The organism is Bacillus sp. CBEL-1, from assembly GCF_004348885.1.
Taxonomy (GTDB): domain Bacteria; phylum Bacillota; class Bacilli; order Bacillales; family Bacillaceae_H; genus Priestia; species Priestia aryabhattai_A.
On the sequence record NZ_SBIM01000011.1, the window covers coordinates 241,929 to 262,963 of the forward strand.

The window sequence follows — 21,035 nt, forward strand, 5'->3', positions numbered from 1 at the left end:
AAATGCGGTGTATCTGCACACAATATGTTGTCGAATGATTAATACAGTAATTAGGATACCAACTTAAAAACAAAACAGCAAGATTTTTAGGTTAATATTAAAAATTTCTTAGAAACACGCTTATTTGTAAGCACTTACTTAGACTTTAATGGTATATATTCCCTAACAACCTGCCTAATTTCATCAATATCAAACGGTTTTGCAAAGTGCGTTAATGCACCTAAATCTTTTGCTTCTTGAATCATATCTAATTCACCATAAGCGGTCATTATAATTACTTTTATTGTCTTGTCATACTCTTTTAATCTTTTTAGAATTTCAATTCCGTCCATTCCTGGAATCTTCATGTCAAGTAAGACAAGATCAAGTTGTTGTTCTTTTGCAATGTCAATCGCTTGAAACCCATTCGCTGCTTGAAAAGTTTGATACCCTTCCTTTTGCAATACTTCTGTTAGTAAAATACGAATTCCGTACTGGTCATCTACAATTAAGATTTTTTCAGTCAACATAATCCCACCTTCTATACCGCCTCTTGTTGAGACAAAACTAACATATGTATTTCGTTATAAAGCGACAAATCCCTGCTCATTTAAGAAAATCTTACAAAATACAGGAATTTCAGTCATTATTCTTACCTCGTTTTTTAATACCTTTTTATTATAACTTGTTTTACACTAGAATATGGATATATTTTTTCGCTATAATGATTAGCAAACACTCTTGAGAAAGAGAAAGGTGAATTTATCATGCTTAAAATTTTCACAACACAATTGTCTAGCTATTTTAAACGCATAGGCGAAAAAGAAGAACTCAACTTAGAAGATGGGTCTCGTATTTTAGCTCAAGCAGCCGTTGGACAAGGGAATATTTATATTTATGGAGTAAATGAAATGCAAGCTGTGACGTACGAAGCGACGCAGAGTGCAGAACCGTTAACTCATGCAAAACCTTTAGTTCTCGATGACATTCGCAGTTTAACATCAGTCGATCGAGTCCTCATTGTTACAAGATTTTCCACAGATGAAAAAGCAGTTGAAGTTGCACATATGCTGCTTAAAGAAGGAATTCCATTTGTTAGCATCGGTGCCGTTCCTAAAGAAGTACAAAGTGATAGCATTCATGACCTATCAGATGTTCACATTAATACTTATCTTTTACAACCTCTTATACCTGATGATAATGGTGAACGCTTTGGCTTTCCAGCTCTTATGACGGCCCTTTATGCTTATTATGGTTTATCGTTTACATTAAAAGAAATCCTAGATGAAAACGAATAACAAAAAGACGCTGTAACACAGCGTCTTTTTTATCACATTTTATTGTTGTTGTCCTAATTCAATTGATGCGCGAATGAACTCTCTAAATAGAGGTTGTGGACGGTTCGGACGAGAAGTAAATTCTGGGTGGAATTGAGCTGCTAAGAACCATGGGTGGTCTTTTAACTCAACAATTTCCACTAAACGACCGTCTGGACTTGTACCAGAGAAGATAAAGCCTTTCTTCTCCATCTCTTGACGATATTCGTTATTGAACTCGTAACGGTGGCGATGACGCTCATAAATAACTTCATCTTGGTACGCTTGATGAGCTAATGTTCCTTCTGTTAGCTTACAAGGATACAAGCCTAAGCGAAGTGTTCCACCTAAATCCTCAACATCTTTTTGTTCTGGTAATAAGTCGATGATTGGATAATTTGTGCTTGGAGCAATTTCAGCAGAGTGTGCTCCTTCTAAACCTAATACGTTGCGAGCAAACTCTACAGATGCAAGTTGCATACCTAAGCAAATACCTAAGAATGGCACTTTTTGCTCACGAGCATATTGAGTAGCTACGATCTTACCTTCAATACCGCGGTCACCAAATCCACCTGGTACTAGAATTCCATCAACATCACCTAATAGTTCACTTACGTTTTCTTGCGTAACGTGCTCTGAGTTAATCCATTGGATGTTTACATCTGCATCGAACGCATAGCCAGCATGTCGCATTGCTTCAACAACTGAAATGTAAGCATCTTGAAGCTCTACATATTTACCAACAAGAGCAATCTTTGTTGTTTTAGATAAGCCTTTTACTTTAGCTACAAGCTCTTTCCACTCTGTCATATCCGCTTCTTTACAATCTAGCTTTAAGTGATCGCACGTGATTTGGTCTAAGTGTTGGTCTTGTAGAGATAATGGAATTTCGTATAGCGTTTCTGCATCTGCACATTCAATAACTGCTTTTTTATCGATATCGCAGAATAAAGCTAGCTTTTCTTTCATATCTTCAGAAATTGGCATTTCTGTACGTACAACAATAACGTTTGGTTGAATCCCTAAGCTACGAAGTTCTTTAACACTATGCTGTGTTGGCTTTGTTTTCATCTCACCTGCAGCCTTTAAATATGGCACTAATGTACAATGAATGTACATTACGTTATCGCGACCGATATCGCTTTTAATTTGACGAATAGCTTCTAAGAATGGCAGAGATTCGATATCTCCTACTGTTCCACCAATTTCAGTAATAACAACGTCTGCGTTTGTCTCTTTACCTGCACGGAATACTTTTTCTTTGATTTCATTTGTAATATGAGGAATTACTTGAACTGTTCCACCTAGGTAGTCACCACGGCGCTCTTTTTTCAATACAGTTGAGTAAACCTTCCCTGTTGTTACGTTACTATAGCGATTTAAGTTAATATCAATAAAGCGCTCATAGTGCCCTAAGTCTAAATCTGTTTCTGCACCATCATCTGTAACGAATACTTCACCATGCTGATAAGGGCTCATTGTTCCTGGGTCTACGTTAATGTATGGATCAAACTTTTGAATGGTTACATTTAATCCACGATTTTTTAATAGTCTACCTAGAGAAGCAGCAGTGATCCCTTTCCCCAAAGAAGATACAACGCCACCTGTTACGAAAATATATTTTGTCATTTGGTCTTCCCCCTCTAAATTTGTTAAAGTGTACAATACTAAAAGTTTTTACATAAACAATCACAATTCATTCATCATGTATGAAATTATTGAAAGCATGACTAAGAATGCTTGAATAAGAATTCAACTGTTCAGTACGAAAAAGCAAAAACTCGACAGCACAAAGAGCCTTTATAGTTTTTAACTCCAAGTTGCCAAGTTTTTAAAAAAAAATTGCTCCCAATGCCATAACAGGATTGGGAGCAATGTTCTATATAATATGTTTAAACTTCTTAAATACTCGTTTAAAGAGCCCAAAAAAGATTCTACATATTTCAATGACAAAAGTCAAGAACCATTATGATAGATTATTTTTCATCCTCATATTCAAGATCTTCTTCGTCTTCTTCATCATCTTCTTCATCTAGATCTTCATCTAAGTCATCAAATTCTTCTTCGTCTTCTTCAATAACATCTTCTTCATCTAAATCGTCAAAATCATCGTCATCGTCTTCTTCAGCTAGTTCATCAAGATCATCGAAATCTAGATCTTCTTCTTCTAAATCATCAAAATCATCTAGCTCGTCTACAACAGCTTTTTTCGCTTTCTTCTTCTTAGGCTTCGCTGCTGGTACAATATCTTCTTCTGCCTGATCAAAAGGATACCAACCTCTTAAACCCCAATAGTTTTCACCAATTGTTAGGAAACGGCCATCGATATTAATATCTGTATAGAACTGAGCAATTCTTGATTTTAATTCTGTATCTGACATCTCTGTTGCTTTTACAATTTCATCAATAATTTCTTTAAATGAAATAGCTTGACGGTCTGTTTTCTCACTTAACAGCGCATACGCAATTTCGATCATTGACATCTCTTTTAATTCTTCTTTTGAGTATTTTTCTAAACTCAAAGGTGACACGCCCTTTCTATGTATATCTAAAATCTATTAAATCAATTCATCATAAGTTCAAATGATGGACACGAATAAATACATACCATTCATTATAAACAAATTCAATACATTTATGCTAGCCTCGATTCTAAAAATCTCTTGGAAATTGCAAAATGAAACAGAAACTACTAGCTCTATATAGCTAATAGTTTCTGTTTCTAAAACAATTTACATATTTCGACGATACTGCCCACCACATTCGTAAAGCGCCTGTGTAATTTCACCCAGGCTGGCAACTTGGACGGTATTCATAAGCTCAGCAAAGATATTCTCTCCATTGTTGGCAACCTTTTTTAACCTTTCAAGCGCTGGCTTTGCATCACCAATATGTTTTTTTTGAAACGCTTTAAGCTGCTCGATTTGATAATTCTTTTCTTCCCAAGATGCGCGAGCAAGCTGCATATCATTAACGCTTATATCACCTTGCTCATCGGGGTTACGATACGTATTTACTCCAATGATTGGTAAGGAACCATTATGCTTTCTCATCTCATATTCCATTGATTCATCTTGAATTTTGCCGCGCTGGTACTGTAGCTCCATAGCACCTAATACTCCACCTCGTGTATTGATACGTTCAAATTCTTGTAAAACAGCTTCCTCCACTAAATCTGTTAACTCTTCTACAATATAAGAACCTTGAAGCGGATTTTCATTCTTTGTTAACCCATTTTCTTTCGTAATAATTAATTGAATAGCCATCGCACGACGTACTGATTCTTCCGTAGGTGTTGTGATAGCTTCATCATACGCATTCGTATGCAAAGAGTTACAGTTATCATGAAGAGCCATTAATGCCTGTAGTGTTGTACGAATGTCGTTAAACTGAATTTCTTGAGCATGAAGTGAACGCCCAGACGTTTGTACATGGTACTTTAACTTTTGACTCCGTTCGTTTGCTCCATATTTATCACGCATAACAATGGCCCATATACGTCGAGCTACGCGACCAATTACCGTATACTCGGGATCAAGTCCATTACTGAAAAAGAAGGAAAGGTTTGGTGCAAAGTCATCGATATTCATACCACGACTTAAGTAATACTCTACATACGTAAATCCATTAGCAAGCGTAAAAGCAAGCTGAGAAATGGGGTTAGCTCCTGCCTCTGCAATATGATAGCCCGAAATTGACACAGAGTAATAATTACGAACTTGATTCTGCGTAAAGTATTCTTGAATATCTCCCATCATCTTCAAAGCAAACTCTGTAGAGAAAATACATGTATTCTGTCCTTGGTCTTCTTTTAAAATATCTGCTTGGACAGTTCCTCTAACCGTGGTTAAGGCTTCGTTTTTTACCACTTCGTATTCTTCTAGACTCAGCTGACGTTTCAACTCTTTTTCTTTTTTATCTACCTTTTGAGCAATAGCTACGTTCATGAACATAGCTAATAAAATAGGAGCTGGTCCGTTAATCGTCATAGAAACCGATGTAGAAGGTGCACATAAATCAAAGCCTTCATATAACTTTTTCATATCGTCTAATGTACATATACTAACGCCACTTTCACCGATTTTCCCGAAAATATCAGGACGTTCCGCTGGATTTTCACCATATAGCGTCACGGAATCAAAGGCTGTGCTTAGACGCTTCGCGTTATCATCTTTTGACAAATAATGAAAGCGACGGTTCGTTCTTTCTGGTGTGCCTTCTCCAGCAAACTGTCGTTTAGGGTCTTCACCTTTTCGCTTAAATGGGAAAACTCCGGCTGTAAAAGGAAATCCACCTGGAACGTTTTCTCTATATAACCACTGTAAAACATCTCCATCATCTCGTAATGTAGGCAACGCTACCTTTGGAATTTTCAATCCTGACAATGTCTCAATTTGTAAATCTGTTTTGATTTCTTTTCCTCGCACGTAAGTTGTCAACGTAGGTTGACGATAGTTAATCTTTAATTCTTCCCACCTTTCTAACTTCTCTTTTGATTCTTTAGATAACTGGTTTTCATATTTTTGCAAAAGTTCCTTCAGCTCATGCTGACTTTCTTTATGTCTAACCTCATTTATAACGCTTTTTACTTGATGGACTTTATGCGCAAAGTCCCCTTGCTCTTTTGCATAGCTATGATAGCCTCGCACTGTATTTACAATTTCCTGTAAATATTGCTGTTTATCTGGAGGAATAATGGTATGTGATTGTTTTTCATCTGTAGATAGAGTTGGTTTAAGCTGAGTATTGAACTGTTGATTAATAGTGAGAATCAACTCATTATATAAATAATTAGTTCCCGGGTCGTTAAATTGACTGGCAATGGTTCCATATACAGGCATATTGCCTGGTGAGTCCTCAAATCGTTCATGGTTACGCTGATATTGCTTTTGAACTTGGCGCTTCGCATCTTCAGACCCTTTTTTCTCAAATTTATTAATAACAACAAAGTCGGCATAATCAAGCATCTCAATCTTTTCAAGCTGCGATGGGGCACCAAATTCACTAGTCATGACATACATGGATAGATTGGCTAAATCTTTAATTTCAGCATCCGCTTGCCCAATACCACTCGTTTCGACGATAATCATGTCGAAGCCCGCTGTCGTTACAATATCAACTGCATCTTTAATAGCTGCTGATAGCTCATGTTTAGAAGAACGTGTTGCTAAACTCCTCATATAAACTCGATTAGATGAAACGCTATTCATTCGAATTCGGTCTCCTAACAGCGCTCCACCTGTTTTTTGCTTAGTTGGATCAATTGATAATACAGCAATATGAAGAGATTCATTTTCTTCTAGAAAGCGCCGAATTAATTCATCTGTTAAAGAGCTTTTACCAGCCCCCCCTGTTCCCGTTATACCTAAAATGGGAATAGATGATGCCGGTTTTAAATCTCTTTTAATCGCTTCTAGAGTTGCCGCTTGTTCTTGCATAACCCCATTTAAAAGCGCATTCTCAACTAATGTAATATACTGAGCAATGACTTGATGATTGGTTTTTTCTAACTGATTGACCGGGGGTACTTCAGGCACAGCCACCATCTGACACTCGTCCACCATATACTGAATCATGCCTTGCAGCCCCATTAAGCGCCCATCCTCTGGAGAGAAAATTTTAGCAATCCCGTAGTGGTGAAGCTCCTCTCTTTCGCTTGGAATAATAACTCCACCACCTCCTCCATAAATACGAATGTGGGAAGCCCCTTTCTCTTTTAGCAAATCATACATATATTTAAAGTACTCGACGTGACCTCCTTGGTATGAAGAAATTGCAATTCCTTGAACATCCTCCTGTATAGCAGCATTCACCACCTCTTCAACAGACCGGTTATGGCCTAAGTGAATGACTTCTACTCCTAACGATTGCAAAATGCGTCGCATAATATTAATAGACGCATCATGGCCATCAAATAAGCTAGCCGCCGTTACAAAACGTACTCTTTTCTTTTGCTCCATTATAATGACGCCTCCCCATTAAACAGATTGGACTGAAAAATCTTTTAGCAAAAACTTCAGCTGTATGTTTGTGTATTCTTCCAGCGTGTAGTGTTGCTGCAGCCACCAACGTCTAAACGCCCACATCTGCCCCTGGACAAAAATATGATGGGCTAGCAACTTTACCTCTTTGTCATCTAGAAGGAATTGCTCGCTTTGGATACAACCACGAATTAATGTCTCAAACATGCCCACCATCTCAAGCTCTTTTTTTAATACATAGGGGAGAGCATCTTTTGATAATGATTTTGCTTCTTGGTACATAACAAGAACTTCATCTTGAAGTTCATTAATCACCTTAAAATAATGCGTAATTGCCTTTTCTAAGCATTGAACCGTATAGCCTTCAAGGTGCATTTCCTCTTCTAAGCGCTCTCTTACTTCTTCATAAATGCTGTCGCAAACTAAATAAAGAACATCTTCTTTTGACTGGATGTATTCATAAAGCGTACCGATACTAAATCCTGATGATTTTGCGATTTCTCTCGTGGTCGTTCGATGAAAACCTTTTTCTTTAAAAAGACTAACTGCACCTTTCACCATCTGCGTCCGTCTTTCTTCAATTAACCGCTCATCCTTAATAGAGGTAAGCACTTCTCTTTTACTCATCAACATCCACCTTCTCCGCTCTTTATTTTGAAAGGTAACGAGAAATAACCAAACGCTGAACCTCTTGAGTCCCTTCATAAATTTGGGTAATTTTTGCATCTCTCATATATCTCTCAACAGGATAATCCTTCGTATATCCGTATCCACCAAATACTTGAACAGCTTCTGTCGTGACTTTCATAGCAGTATCACCTGCATAAAGTTTTGACATAGCGGATTCCTTCCCATAAGGTAGCCCTTCTCCTTCTAACCAAGCTGCCTGATACGTTAATAGTCGTGCTGCCTCAATGCTAGTTGCCATATCAGCTAACTTAAACGCAATTCCCTGCTGCGCAATAATGGGCTTGCCAAACTGGTGACGCTCTTTTGCATACGCCACCGCTGCGTCTAGAGCTCCTTGAGCAATCCCTACCGCTTGAGCAGCAATACCGTTTCGTCCACCATCCAGCGTCATCATGGCAATCTTAAAGCCGTCTCCTTCGTTGCCCAGTAGATTCTCTTTTGGCACTCGACAGTTCTCAAAGATAATTTCCGTTGTGGGTGATGAACGAATACCTAGCTTCTTTTCTTTCTTTCCAACAGAGAATCCTTCCGTATTCTTCTCCACGATGAATGCGCTCGTTCCTTTTTGTTTTTCTGCTGGATTTGTACGGGCAAACACGACATAAATATCCGCTTCTCCACCGTTTGTAATGAAGATCTTCGAGCCGTTTAATACATAAAAATCGCCTTCTTTTACAGCGGTCGTTTTCATGCCTCCCGCATCAGATCCTGCACTCGACTCAGTAAGTCCGTAAGCACCAATTTTTTCTCCTTGAGCCATCGGTTTTAAGTACTTATGCTTTTGCTCTTCGCTACCAAACTTAAAGATTGGCCACCCAGCAAGAGAGGTATGGGCTGACAGTGTCACTCCTGTTGATGCACATACGCGCGACAGCTCTTCAACGGCTATACAATAAGCTAAATAGTCGCTTCCAATTCCTCCATACTCTTCTGGCCACGGGATGCCAGTTAATCCTAGCTCACTCATCTTTCGAAAGATATCTCGATCAAAACGCTCTTCTTCATCTCTCTCTTCAGCTGTAGGCCCTACCTCATTCTTAGCAAAATCTCGAACCATTTTCCGAATCATTTCATGCTCTTCTGATAGTTTAAAATACATGTTAAGCTCCCCCAATTTATAAAGATTTACTGATTACGATACGCTGAATTTCACTTGTTCCTTCATAAATTTCACATACCTTTGCATCTCGGAATAAACGTTCTACAGCATGGGCTTGTGTCGCTCCTCCAAGTCCAATAAGCTGAATGGCTTCTGTCGTAATATTCATTGCAGCTTGTGAAGCAAAAAGCTTTGCCATTGAAGCTTGTTTTGTACATTTCATGCCTTGTTGATATAAATGAGCCGCGCGATAAACAAGTAGTCGAGCTGCTTCCACTTGAGTTTCCATGTCAGCAAGTTTTCCTTGCTGAAGAATGTTCTCTTTTTCTTCAGTAAATACTATATTTTTCTTGGCTTCATAAAGAGCTCCTTCTGCAATCCCTAAGGACTGCGCTGCAATGCCAATTCTCCCTGCATCTAAATTGGCCATCGCAATCTTAAAGCCCTCTCCTTCGTTGCCAAGGCGATTAGCAACTGGTATTTTCATATTTTCAAAGTGAAGCTGCACAGTACGAGAACCGTTTAACCCCATCTTTTTTTCATCTTTTCCAACGTGAAACCCAACCATATTTTTCTCTACAATAAACGCGGTAATTCCTTTGGAACCTAAGCTTCTGTTAGTTTTCGCAAACATAATGTACGTATTTGCTTCTCCACCATTTGTGATAAAAATTTTGGAACCGTTTACAATATAGTGGTCTTCTTTTCTTTCAGCAGTTGTTTTTAAACTAGCTGCATCAGAGCCTGCATTCGGTTCAGTTAAAGCAAAAGCGCCCAGATATGCTCCTTTGGATAGTTTTGTCACATACCTCTGCTTTTGTTCATCTGTTCCAAAGCGAAGAATTGGATTGGTACCAACGGACGTATGAACAGATAAAATAACGCCTAAAGCAGGGCTTACTTTGGAGATTTCATGGATGGCCATGGTATATGAAATAAAATCGAGCTCTTGACCACCGTAAACCTTTGGAATAGGAATTCCAAGAAGGCCTGCATTCCCCATGACTTTTAACACCTCTTTTGGAAACTCTCCGTTCTCCATTTTGGGCACCACTTTTATCACTTCATCCGCCACAAATTTACGAATGAGCTGTTGAAAGCTGAGCTGTTTATCCGTAAAAGCAAGCATTTCATCACTCCTTACTTGTCATATATAAAAAAGCCACGACCTACTTTCTTCCCTAACCAACCCGCTTTTACATATTTCCTTAACAACGGACACGGTCGATATTTATCATCTCCAAACCCTTTGTGGAGTGTTTCCATAATAAATAGACAGGTATCTAAGCCAATAAAATCAGCTAGCGTCAGCGGCCCCATTGGATGACGCATGCCAAGCTTCATCACTGCATCAATATCCTCTTTCCTTGCAACACCTTCATATAACGTATAAATCGCTTCATTAATCATTGGCATTAAAATTCGGTTTGATACAAACCCAGGAAAATCTTCTACTTCTACAGGAACTTTATTTAAACGCTCAGACGTTTCGTGAATTACTTTATACACTTCATCGCTTGTAGCTAACCCTCGAATAATTTCCACTAACTTCATCACAGGCACTGGGTTCATAAAATGCATTCCAATGACTTGTTGAGGCCGATTAGTAGCGGCTGCAATTTCGGTAATGGGTAGGGATGATGTATTGGTAGCCAAGATTGTATGAGGTGGCATAAGCTGATCTAACTCTTTAAAGAGCATTTGTTTAACCTCCATTTTCTCCACGACGGCTTCCACTACTAAATCTACTTGCTTTGCCTTAGAAAGAGACGAAATTGGACTTAATCTCTCCATCACTTCATCCTTTTCCGCTTTTGTCATAGCAGCTTTTTCTACTTGGCGATTTAACTGCTTATCGATAAATGCAATTCCTTTTTTAATCTGTTCTTCTGACATATCGTAAAGTGAAACATGGTAATTTGACGTCATAAAAACTTGAGCAATCCCTAACCCCATTTGTCCTGCTCCAATTACAAGTACGTTCTTAATATCCATGGCCTTCTCCCCTTTTTAATGTACTTCTACCATCACAGCATCACCTTGGCCACCGCCACTACAAATTGCTGCAATTCCTAAGCCACCCCCACGGCGCTTTAGTTCGTGAATAAGGGTAACTAAAATCCTCGCTCCGCTTGCCCCAATTGGATGGCCAAGTGCGATAGCTCCTCCGTTTACGTTCACTTTGTCAGCAGGTAAGTTAGCTACTTGCATGCTCATAAGCGCTACAGCTGCAAAGGCTTCGTTAATCTCAAATAAATCAATATCTTGAACAGTTTTATTACAACGCTTTAACACACTCTCTATTACTAACCCTGGCGTAACAGGAAATTTTTGTGGCTCAACAGCTAATGAGTCATGACCTATAATCGTTGCAATCGGTTGATAACCATTTTGCTTTGCTTCTTCTTCATCCATTACAAGCAATGCTGCTGCGCCGTCATTTACACCCGGTGCGTTGCCTGCCGTAATTGTTCCATCATGATTGAATACTGGTCGCAGCGTACTCAGTCTTTCATATGACGTATCATGGCGTGGCCCCTCATCTTGCTTCACTACTTCTGTTCCTTTACGTCCTTTTACATCGATGGCCACAAGCTCAGCTTGCCACTTTCCCTCTCTCTCTGCTTGAACAGCCAACTGATGACTACGTAAAGCCCACTCATCCTGCTTTTCTCGGGAAATATTCAGTTCATTTGCTAATCTATTTCCGTAAGTTCCCATATGAACTCCTGTAAAGCTGCATGTTAAACCATCATGAATCATCAAATCTTTCGTTTGGCCATCTCCCATTCGAAAACCCCATCTTGCTTTTGGTAAAAGGTATGGTGCGTTGCTCATAGACTCCATGCCTCCGGCCACAATGGTTGAAGCTTCACCTAAACGTATATACTGGTCTGCTAACATAACACTTCTCATCCCTGATGCACATACTTTGTTAATGGTTTCTGTTTGCACACTCCAAGGTAAACCAGCATGATGCAGCGCTTGACGAGATGGCAATTGTCCTTGTCCCCCTTGAAGTACACAGCCCATAATAACCGAATCAATCTTTTCTGCCTCTACACCAGCACGCTGAACCGCCGATTTTATAGCGTGGCCACCGAGCTCTGAGGCAGTGAGTGAGCTTAGCCCTCCCCCTAATTTACCAAAAGGCGTACGCACAGCACTGACAATGACAGACTTCTTCATCTATAACTCCCCCTTTTTCGATTGAACGTTTGCTCAACTTGATGGCAAGCAAACTTTCTATCCCTTACAAGGTTGTAGCCCCCGTGCTTTTAGTAGCATTTGGGGGGCTTCTAAACCTTTATGCTTGTGTAATAAACTCTCTTATCAAACAGGTTGTTTTGCTTCGCTTGTTCCAAAGATTGATTTTTCTAAAAGCTCAGCTACATCATATGTTCCTACTTTTTCTTCAACTTCTTTCGCTTTTGTACCATCGCTAATCATTGTTAAACAGTAAGGGCAACCAGAACTAATAATACCCGGGTTTACTTCTAGCGCTTGTTCTGTACGCGCTACGTTAATTCGCTGACCAGAAGTTTCCTCTGCCCACATGAGCCCTCCTCCTGCACCACAGCACATTCCACTTTCACGATTTCGAACCATCTCAACTATTTTCACTCCTGGAATTGCTTTTAAGATTTCACGTGGCGGATCATATACTTCGTTATATCTTCCTAAATAACAGGAATCGTGAAACGTAACTGTTTCTTCAATTGGAAAGTTTGGCTTTAACTTTCCTTCTTTTACAAGCTGTGCTAAAAGCTCTGTATGATGATAAACTTCTGCTTCTAACCCAAAGTCTGAATACTCATTTTTGAAAATGTTATATGCATGAGGATCAATCGTGACAATCTTCTTTACGTCATTCTTTTCAAATTCCTCAATATTCTTCGCAGCTAACTCTTGAAATAAGAACTCGTTCCCTAGTCGACGAGGCGTATCTCCAGAGTTCTTTTCTTTGTTTCCTAAGATGGCAAACTTAACTCCTGCTTCATTTAGCAACTTGGCAAAGGAAAGCGCAATTTTTTGACTTCGATTATCATAAGACCCCATTGAACCGACCCAAAATAAATATTCAAATTCCTCTCCGCTTTTCTTCATTTCTTTAACCGTTGGTACATGAATATCTTCTCGCATCTCTCTCCATGTTTCTTTTTCTTTACGATTTAGCCCCCATGGATTTCCTTGACGCTCGATATTTGTCATCGCTCTTTGAGCATCTGGATCCATTTTTCCTTCTGTTAAAACTAAAAAGCGGCGAAGGTCAATAATTTTATCCACATGCTCGTTCATTACAGGACATTGATCTTCACAATTTCGACAGGTCGTACATGCCCAAATTTCTTCTTCTGTGATTACGTCTCCAATTAAAGAAGGATTGTATTCTAAAGTAGCCGCTACTTCGCTACTGCTTTGGCTTGCCCCCATAACAGCAAGCTGATTTCCTTTTGTATTGGCAAAAGCATACGTAGGAACCCAAGGCGCCCTAGAAGTCACGACAGCTCCTTTTTCAGTCAAATGGTCGCGCAGTTTCAAAATTAAATCCATAGGTGAAAGCATTTTTCCTGTCCCAGTCGCTGGACACATATTCGTACAACGTCCACACTCTACACATGCATACAAGTCAATGAGTTGATTCTGTGTAAAATCTTCAATTTTCCCCACACCAAATGTTTCTTGAGACTCGTCTTCAAAGTCAATTTTCTCTAACTTCCCCGGCTTAGAAATACGATTAAAAAACACATTCGCTGGACCTGCAATTAAATGTGCATGCTTCGACTGAGGTACGTACACTAAAAATGCTAATAAAACCAGTAAATGAACCCACCATGCTACATAAAAAATGACAATAGACGCGGTTTCACCGATTCCATTTAAAAGAAACGCAACAGATGACGCAATTGGCTCCGTCCAAGCTAAATCATGATCATGCCAGATTAGTGACATTCCGTTTCCAATTAGTACCGAAAGCATCAAACTACCGATAAACAGGAGAACCAATCCTGATTTAAATCCTCTTTTTAATCGAACAAGCTTTTCAACATAACGACGGTGGAAAGCCCATACAACAGCAATTAAAATTAATACAGTTACAATTTCTTGAAAGAATGTAAAGCCTGGATATAGCGGACCTAGTGGTAGATGTGATCCAGGAACTAGCCCTTTTAAAATAAAATCAATTGCACCGAACTGAACTAGAATAAAACCGTAGAAAAAAAGAACGTGGATAATTCCACTTTTCTTATCTTTTAGTAACTTTTTCTGACCAAAGACATTAACCCAGACTTTGTTTAGCCTTTCTTTTAGCTTTTGATCAAACTCAACTTTCTTACCCAATTGAATATACATCAACCTGGTTCGAATTAAGTAAATGAACAGCGACGCAGCGTAAGCGGTTACAATTAGAAACAAAATTAAATTGACCCACAATAAAGCTGACACATAATTCCCTCCCTCTCCCTGATGAAAATTTAGAAAATAATGAACTTTTCTTCATTTTATATAATGAATGAACATTCAGTCAACATGTTTTCTTTCTTTTTTGTTCATATTCTATTTAAACGAGGTGAAACTAAGAACAGAAATAAGATAATCATCGTAAATTATTCGCTTGATGGAGGGAGGGAAAGGAAATGTTGGCTACTATAATTATTTTAATCGTTATTTTGATTGTGGCATGGTTTGCTATTGATTTAGGTGTTGGCAAAAAGGAACTCATGCAAAAAGAGCGTACATTTCCAATGCGTCAAGCGTCTCTCAAACTTTTTACAGATGGAACAAAGCTTTACAATGACTTGTTTAAGTCAATTGAACAAGCTCAGCATTCCATTCACATTTCTTTTTACATTGTTAAGAACGATCAGGTTAGCCAACAATTTGTGGATCTTCTCTGCGAAAAAGCCAATCAGAAAGTTGACGTTCGCCTACTCGTTGACCGCATCGGTAGTATGAAACTTAATCGAAAGACGAGAAATCATCTTCAATCTTGCGGAGTAAAGTTTTCATTTAGCCGCCGTATAAAATTCCCTTACTTATTTTACACAATCAACGCAAGAAATCATCGAAAAATAACCATTATTGATGAGTCCGTCGGTTATGTTGGAGGGTTTAATATTGGTCAAGAATATTTGGGCTTAGACCCGAAGTTAGGCATTTGGAAAGATTATCATTTAAAAATAACGGGAGAAGCCGTCACTGATTTGCAAACGCAGTTTTTAACAGATTGGGGCTCATCTGCGAACAATGAAGAACACGAGGAAGAGGGAATTAGTAAGCAAATAAAAGACCCCTCTATGCAAACCGTTCAGCTTCGCTCAACGGAAGGTGTTTCCTTAGAGGATCATTTCTTGCACATCATTAACGAAGCAAAAGATGAACTTTGTATTGGAACTCCTTACTTTATCCCAACAGAAGCCTTAATGACAGCCATTTTAGAAGCACGAAAACGAGGGGTTATGGTTTATATTCTCATCCCGATGCGAGCAGACCATCCACTCGTTCGCGATGCAGCATTCTCTTACCTTCCAACTTTAGTCGAAGCGGGGTGCCAGGTTCATCAATTTTATTATGGTTTCTATCACGGAAAAGTGATGATTGCTGATGAGCGAATTTGTGATGTAGGAACCGCTAATTTTGATAAAAGAAGTTTGTTTTTAAATGGCGAAATCAATTGCTTTATCTTTGACCCTGCTTTTATTAAGCATGTAAAAGAAACGTTCCATATGTGTTTACACGATTGTCCTCTTCTTTCTTTATCCGATATAAAAAAACGCAATTGGTTTGATAGATTTAAACAGGGGGTAGCTACGTTTATATCCCCGCTTTTATAGCTATGAAAAAGGAGTTAACAAACATGAATGTCAGATTCGGCTATGTTTCTCATGCCCTCTCTTTATGGGATTGCTCACCTGCAAAAACATTAACGTTTGCACGCTGGAGTAAGCTCTCAAAAGATGAACGTATGAAGAAATTGTATGATGTTACTCAGCAGAACTTGTACCATACCAAACGAGCTCTACACTATAACATTGCACATGAAATCATGCTTTACCGTCTTTCTTCTTCCCTTGTTCCTTTGGCGACTCATCCTGAAGTTGCCTGGGATTTTGTAACACCTTTTCAACAAGAGTGGAACGAACTTGGTCACTTAATAAAGTCTCATCAGCTACGAGTAAGTTTTCACCCTAACCAGTTCACGTTGTTTACAAGCGATAAGCCGCATATTACTGATAATGCTGTTTTAGATATGAACTATCACTATCAAATGCTAGAAGCAATGGACGTCGTGGAGGGATCGTTAATTAATATTCATGTTGGAGGAGCGTACGGAGATAAGATTAAGGCCTTGGAACGCTTTCACCAGAACTTAAAGAAACTTCCAGTGCATATTAAAGAGCAAATGACACTTGAAAACGATGATAAAACTTACACAACCGAAGAAACGCTAGCAGTTTGTGAAAAAGAACAAATTCCGCTTGTATTTGACTTTCACCACCATCAAGCAAATTTGGGAACACAGTCTCTTGAAGATTTATTGCCACGGATTTTTGAAACTTGGAAGCATGTAAACATTCGACCTAAGGTACATATTTCTTCACCAAAGTCCGACAAAGCATTTCGCAGTCATGCTGATTACGTATCTGCTGATTTTGTGAAGCCGTTTTTTCAACTAGCCAAAGAGCTGAATCAAGATTTTGATGTGATGATTGAAGCAAAGCTAAAAGACCAAGCACTATTAAAACTTGTAGAGGACTTATCCAAAATTCGCGGTGTAAAAAGAATTGGTGGAGCTACGCTAAAGATGTAAAAAAAAATCCCCTTTCAAAGGGGATTTTTTTACATCTTTTCAGGAGCCGAAACACCAATTAATTTTAATGCATTTTGTAAAGTAACTTGCACTGCTTTGATAAGCTCTAAGCGCGCTTTGCTTGTTTCAATGTTATCTGTATCAATAACTTTATCTGCGTTATAGAAACTATGGAACGTTGATGCTAAGTCAAAGATATAGTTTGTAATACGGTGAGGAATACGTTTTGTTGCTGCTTCAGAAACAGCTTGCGGGAACTCACCAATTTTCTTTAATAAGTCCATTTCTTTCTCAGACTGAATTAGCGTATAGTCTACGTTTCCTTTTGTTAATTCTTCAACTTCAGTACCTTGCTTTAAGATACTGCAAATACGAGCATGTGCATATTGTGCATAGTACACTGGGTTTTCGTTTGATTGAGAAACTGCTAAATCTAAGTCGAAGTCTAAGTGCGTATCTCCACTTCTCATTGCAAAGAAGTAGCGCGTTGCGTCTAACCCAACCTCTTCTACAAGATCACGCATCGTAACAGCTTTACCAGTACGCTTACTCATCTTCATCTTTTCACCGTTTTGATATAGCTGAACCATTTGAATAATTTCAACTTCTAGCGTATCTTTTCCATAACCAAGTGCTTGGATTGCAGCTTTCATACGTGGAATGTAACCATGGTGGTCAGCACCCCAAATGTTGATTAACTTATCAAAGCCGCGCTGAATTTTGTCTTGATGATAAGCGATATCTGGTGTTAAGTACGTAAATGAACCATCATTTTTAATTAATACTCGATCTTTATCATCACCAAATGTTGTCGAACGGAACCACGTTGCTCCTTCTTCTTCATAAACGTGACCTTGTTGCTTTAACGTATCAAGTGCAACTTGAATCTTATCGTTTTTATATAGAGATGTCTCAGAATACCATACATCGAACTTCACGCGGAATTGCTCTAAATCACGCTTTAATTTTTCCAGCTCATAATCTAATCCGTACTGGCGGAAAAACTCAAAACGCTCTGTTTCATCAGCTTGTACATACTGATTACCATATTTTTCAGCTAACTCTTTACCGATTTTGATAATATCTTCACCGTGGTAGCCATCAGCCGGCATTTCCTTATCCATACCTAAAGCCTGCATATAACGTGCTTCCACTGAATAAGCTAAGTTGTTAATCTGATTACCAGCATCATTAATGTAGTATTCACGAGATACGTCATAACCTGCTTTTGCAAGAACGTTACATAAAGAGTCCCCTACAGCTGCACCACGAGCATGCCCTAAGTGTAAATCACCTGTTGGATTTGCTGATACAAACTCAACCTGAACTTTTTCACCGTTTCCAACGTTTGATTCACCGTAAGCTTCTCCAGCTTTTAAGATGGTTGGAATTAACTCTGTTAAGTATGAATTGTTCATGTAGAAGTTAATAAATCCCGGACCTGCAATTTCAATTTTTTCAATTGAAGCTTTTGATTTATCAAACTGTGCTACTAGTTCTTCTGCAATAGCGCGAGGTGCTTTTTTTGCAATTCGTGCAAGCTGCATTGCCATATTTGTAGAATAATCACCGTGTGCTTTATCTTTTGGTACTTCTAACACGACTTCCGGTAGCTGATCTTTTGTTGCTAGCTCAGCTTTTACAACTGCATCTTGAATCTCAGCTTTTAACTTACTTTGCACTTGCTCAACAATGTTCATGTTCTTCCTCCTTGAATGTTATCGTTACAGCGTACTTACCTACTGATTGACCTTGTAAAGTCAAATCGTACGTAAAAAAGAGATGACCTCTTTTTTGGAGCTTTTTATATTCAATGTTATGAGCATATGTCATCATATCCATACGGCCATAAGGACTCATATACGTTCCTTCAAGCTTAACTTTTTTACGAAAAGACTGCTTCATTTTCACAGCACCGGTACGGTTAATCGTTACTTCATCCTCTTTAATCTTCAGTAACGTTTTAATATCCCCTACTTCTTCTTGATGCTCCGTATACGTCAAATAAACGACTTCGTCTTTTTTATAGTACGTTCCTTGAGCTTCCACCGCTGTTGTTTCCTTCATGTGCCCGTCTCGAATGTCCGTCACAATCTTAATTGCGATTGGCTTTTTAATTGTTGAAGCGTTATTCATCTCAAGACACTTCCTTAATTTTTACGAATACTTTATAACTTAAATAGTATAAACATTCCGAGACAAGAATTCAATAATACTTCAAGTTTTCGCTCATCTTGTAAAAAAAGAGTAGGCCACATTTCTCTCAATGCAACCTACTCTTCTATACATTTGTTTAGCGCTTTTGAACCCAACCCAAAATCATTTCACGAATAAGCTTACTAGCCGTATTTGCCGTTTGCTCAGAAGAATCATAAATTGGGGCAACCTCTACTAAGTCTGCACCTACAACGCGAATATCTGATTTAGCAATTTCATGAATAGAGGCTAACAGTTCTTTTGATGTTATACCTCCCGCATCTACTGTACCTGTACCTGGGGCATGAGCTGGATCTAACACATCGATATCAATTGTTACATAAACTGGACGTCCTGCTAGCTTAGGTAAGATTTCTTTTAACGGCTCTAATACTTCGAATTTTGAAATGTGCATGCCGTTCTCTTTCGCCCATACAAACTCTTCTTTCATACCTGAACGAATACCAAATGAATAAACGTTGCTTGGTCCAATATGCTCGGCAATTTTACGAATTGGTGTGGAATGAGAAAGAGGTTCACCTTCATACTCTTCACGTAAATCCGTATGCGCATCCATATGAATGATAGCAAGATCTGGATACTTCTTATACATTGCTTTCATAACTGGCCATGAAACTAAATGCTCTCCACCCATCCCAAGCGGAAATTTATCGGCTGCTAGCAGCTCATCGATATAGCCCTCAATCATGTCGATGCTTCGCTGTGCGTTTCCAAAAGGGAGCGGAATATCTCCAGCATCAAAATATTTTACTTCCTCAAGCTCTCGATCTAAATATGCACTATACTCTTCTAATCCAATTGATACTTCGCGAATGCGTGTTGGACCAAAACGAGATCCTGGTCGGTAGCTTACTGTCCAATCCATTGGCATACCGTATAGTACGGCTTCACTTTCTTCAAAGCTAGGATGACTTTTTATAAATACATTACCTGAATATGCCTCATCAAAACGCATGAGAATGCCTCCTTGTCATAAAAACAAGACGCCAAGCCTTTCGACTGACATCTTGTCTATTGTGTCTGCTTTACACCAGCTAAACTGTCTGTAAAAGCTCGAGTGATTCAACGAATAATCAGAGAGAAATAACTTCCTCAATGATTGAAGCTTCACCTTATTTTACTAAATCTGCTACAAACTTCGGTAAAGCAAATGCTGCTTTATGAAGCTCTTTCGTATAATACTTTGTTTCGATATCAATAAAGCGATCTTCACTAACCTCTAGTGGATCATGCTTCTTAGAACCAATTGTGAACGTCCACAGACCACTTGGGTACGTTGGGATGTTTGCTACGTAAAGACGAGTGATTGGGAAAATTTCTTTTACATCACGCTGTACGTTTGTAATTAACTCAGGAGTAAACCAAGGGTTGTCCGTTTGAGCTACAAAGATACCATCTTCTTTTAACGCTTTTGAAATTCCAGCGTAGAACCCTTTCGTAAATAAATTTACTGCTGGACCTACTGGCTCAGTAGAATCAACCATAATCACATCGTATTCGTTTTCACTTTCTGCGATATGCATGAAACCGTCGCCTACTTTTACTTCAACGCGTTCATTTTCTAATTCACCAGCAATCTCCGGTAAATACTTCTTAGAGTATTCAATCACTTTTCCATCAATTTCAACTAGCGTCGCTTTCTTTACGCTAGGATGTTTTAATACTTCACGGATTACGCCACCGTCTCCGCCGCCTACTACTAAAACATTTTCAGGATTTGGATGTGTAAATAGAGGCACGTGTGCCACCATTTCGTGATAAACAAACTCATCTTTTTGAGTTGTCATTACCATTCCATCAAGAACTAGCATGTTACCAAACTCTTCTGTTTCAATCATATCTAGCTTTTGAAACTCAGTTTGTTCTGTATGTAAAGTGCGCTTAATTTTCGCCGTAATTCCGAAATTCTTCGTTTGTTTTTCAGTAAACCATAATTCCAT

17 protein-coding genes are annotated in these 21,035 nt (G+C 38.8%); 3 read left to right on the forward strand and 14 right to left on the reverse strand.

The genetic code is table 11. The features are described from left to right. Positions 1–134 precede the first annotated feature (134 nt). Complete coding sequence (locus EPL02_RS09405; protein ID WP_094911018.1) at positions 135–509, reverse strand: response regulator; 375 nt, start codon at positions 507–509, stop codon at positions 135–137. Between the two features lie 237 nt (positions 510–746). Between EPL02_RS09405 and EPL02_RS09410 the strand changes: the two genes are divergently transcribed. Beyond that, complete coding sequence (locus tag EPL02_RS09410; protein WP_094911017.1) at positions 747–1,277, forward strand: DUF2529 domain-containing protein; 531 nt, start codon at positions 747–749, stop codon at positions 1,275–1,277. 39 nt (positions 1,278–1,316) lie between these two features. On the opposite strand, the gene EPL02_RS09415 is transcribed toward EPL02_RS09410, so the two are convergent. From EPL02_RS09415 to EPL02_RS09455, 9 genes are all read right to left on the reverse strand, one after another. Further along, positions 1,317–2,924, reverse strand: coding sequence for a CTP synthase (locus EPL02_RS09415; RefSeq protein WP_094911016.1), 1,608 nt, complete (start codon positions 2,922–2,924; stop codon positions 1,317–1,319). 347 nt (positions 2,925–3,271) lie between these two features. Beyond that, entirely contained in the window at positions 3,272–3,817 is a 546-nt protein-coding gene (rpoE, locus tag EPL02_RS09420; protein ID WP_131887539.1) for a DNA-directed RNA polymerase subunit delta, read from the reverse strand. A gap of 210 nt (positions 3,818–4,027) precedes the next feature. Beyond that, on the reverse strand, positions 4,028–7,255 hold the full coding sequence (gene icmF, locus EPL02_RS09425; RefSeq protein ID WP_131887540.1) for a fused isobutyryl-CoA mutase/GTPase IcmF: 3,228 nt from the start codon (positions 7,253–7,255) through the stop codon (positions 4,028–4,030). Between the two features lie 18 nt (positions 7,256–7,273). Next, positions 7,274–7,903, reverse strand: coding sequence for a TetR/AcrR family transcriptional regulator (locus EPL02_RS09430; protein WP_094911013.1), 630 nt, complete (start codon positions 7,901–7,903; stop codon positions 7,274–7,276). Between the two features lie 22 nt (positions 7,904–7,925). Continuing rightward, the gene (locus EPL02_RS09435) at positions 7,926–9,065 is read right to left on the reverse strand and encodes an acyl-CoA dehydrogenase (RefSeq protein WP_094911012.1); all 1,140 of its coding nucleotides are present in this window, start codon (positions 9,063–9,065) and stop codon (positions 7,926–7,928) included. Positions 9,066–9,081: 16 nt separating this feature from the next. After that, entirely contained in the window at positions 9,082–10,194 is a 1,113-nt protein-coding gene (locus EPL02_RS09440; protein WP_131887541.1) for an acyl-CoA dehydrogenase family protein, read from the reverse strand. Positions 10,195–10,205: 11 nt separating this feature from the next. Then, complete coding sequence (locus EPL02_RS09445; protein ID WP_131887542.1) at positions 10,206–11,060, reverse strand: 3-hydroxybutyryl-CoA dehydrogenase; 855 nt, start codon at positions 11,058–11,060, stop codon at positions 10,206–10,208. 15 nt (positions 11,061–11,075) lie between these two features. Beyond that, positions 11,076–12,254, reverse strand: a complete 1,179-nt coding sequence (locus EPL02_RS09450; protein WP_131887543.1) for an acetyl-CoA C-acetyltransferase — start codon at positions 12,252–12,254, stop codon at positions 11,076–11,078. A 144-nt stretch (positions 12,255–12,398) separates the two neighbouring features. After that, positions 12,399–14,513: a (Fe-S)-binding protein gene (locus EPL02_RS09455; RefSeq protein ID WP_094911008.1), complete on the reverse strand. Its 2,115-nt coding sequence runs from the start codon at positions 14,511–14,513 to the stop codon at positions 12,399–12,401. Between the two features lie 191 nt (positions 14,514–14,704). On the opposite strand from EPL02_RS09455, the gene cls reads away from it, so the two are divergent. After that, positions 14,705–15,901 carry a cardiolipin synthase gene (gene cls / locus EPL02_RS09460; RefSeq protein ID WP_131887544.1) on the forward strand — a complete coding sequence of 399 codons (1,197 nt, stop codon included), beginning with the start codon at positions 14,705–14,707 and terminating at the stop codon, positions 15,899–15,901. A 23-nt stretch (positions 15,902–15,924) separates the two neighbouring features. Beyond that, complete coding sequence (uvsE, locus tag EPL02_RS09465) at positions 15,925–16,878, forward strand: UV DNA damage repair endonuclease UvsE (protein ID WP_131887545.1); 954 nt, start codon at positions 15,925–15,927, stop codon at positions 16,876–16,878. Positions 16,879–16,907: 29 nt separating this feature from the next. Here uvsE and argS read toward each other — a convergent pair whose 3' ends face one another. The 4 genes from argS to speE form a co-directional block, all read right to left on the reverse strand. Next, a complete protein-coding gene (gene argS / locus EPL02_RS09470; protein WP_094911006.1) occupies positions 16,908–18,578 on the reverse strand; it encodes an arginine--tRNA ligase in 1,671 nt (556 codons plus the stop codon). Beyond that, positions 18,565–19,014, reverse strand: coding sequence for a YwiB family protein (locus tag EPL02_RS09475; RefSeq protein WP_025908719.1), 450 nt, complete (start codon positions 19,012–19,014; stop codon positions 18,565–18,567). The genes argS and EPL02_RS09475 overlap by 14 nt, the downstream gene beginning before the upstream one ends. Before the next feature lie 157 nt (positions 19,015–19,171). Further along, positions 19,172–20,050, reverse strand: a complete 879-nt coding sequence (speB, locus tag EPL02_RS09480; RefSeq protein ID WP_061785339.1) for an agmatinase — start codon at positions 20,048–20,050, stop codon at positions 19,172–19,174. A gap of 157 nt (positions 20,051–20,207) precedes the next feature. Further along, positions 20,208–21,035, reverse strand: coding sequence for a spermidine synthase (gene speE, locus EPL02_RS09485; RefSeq protein WP_094911005.1), 828 nt, complete (start codon positions 21,033–21,035; stop codon positions 20,208–20,210).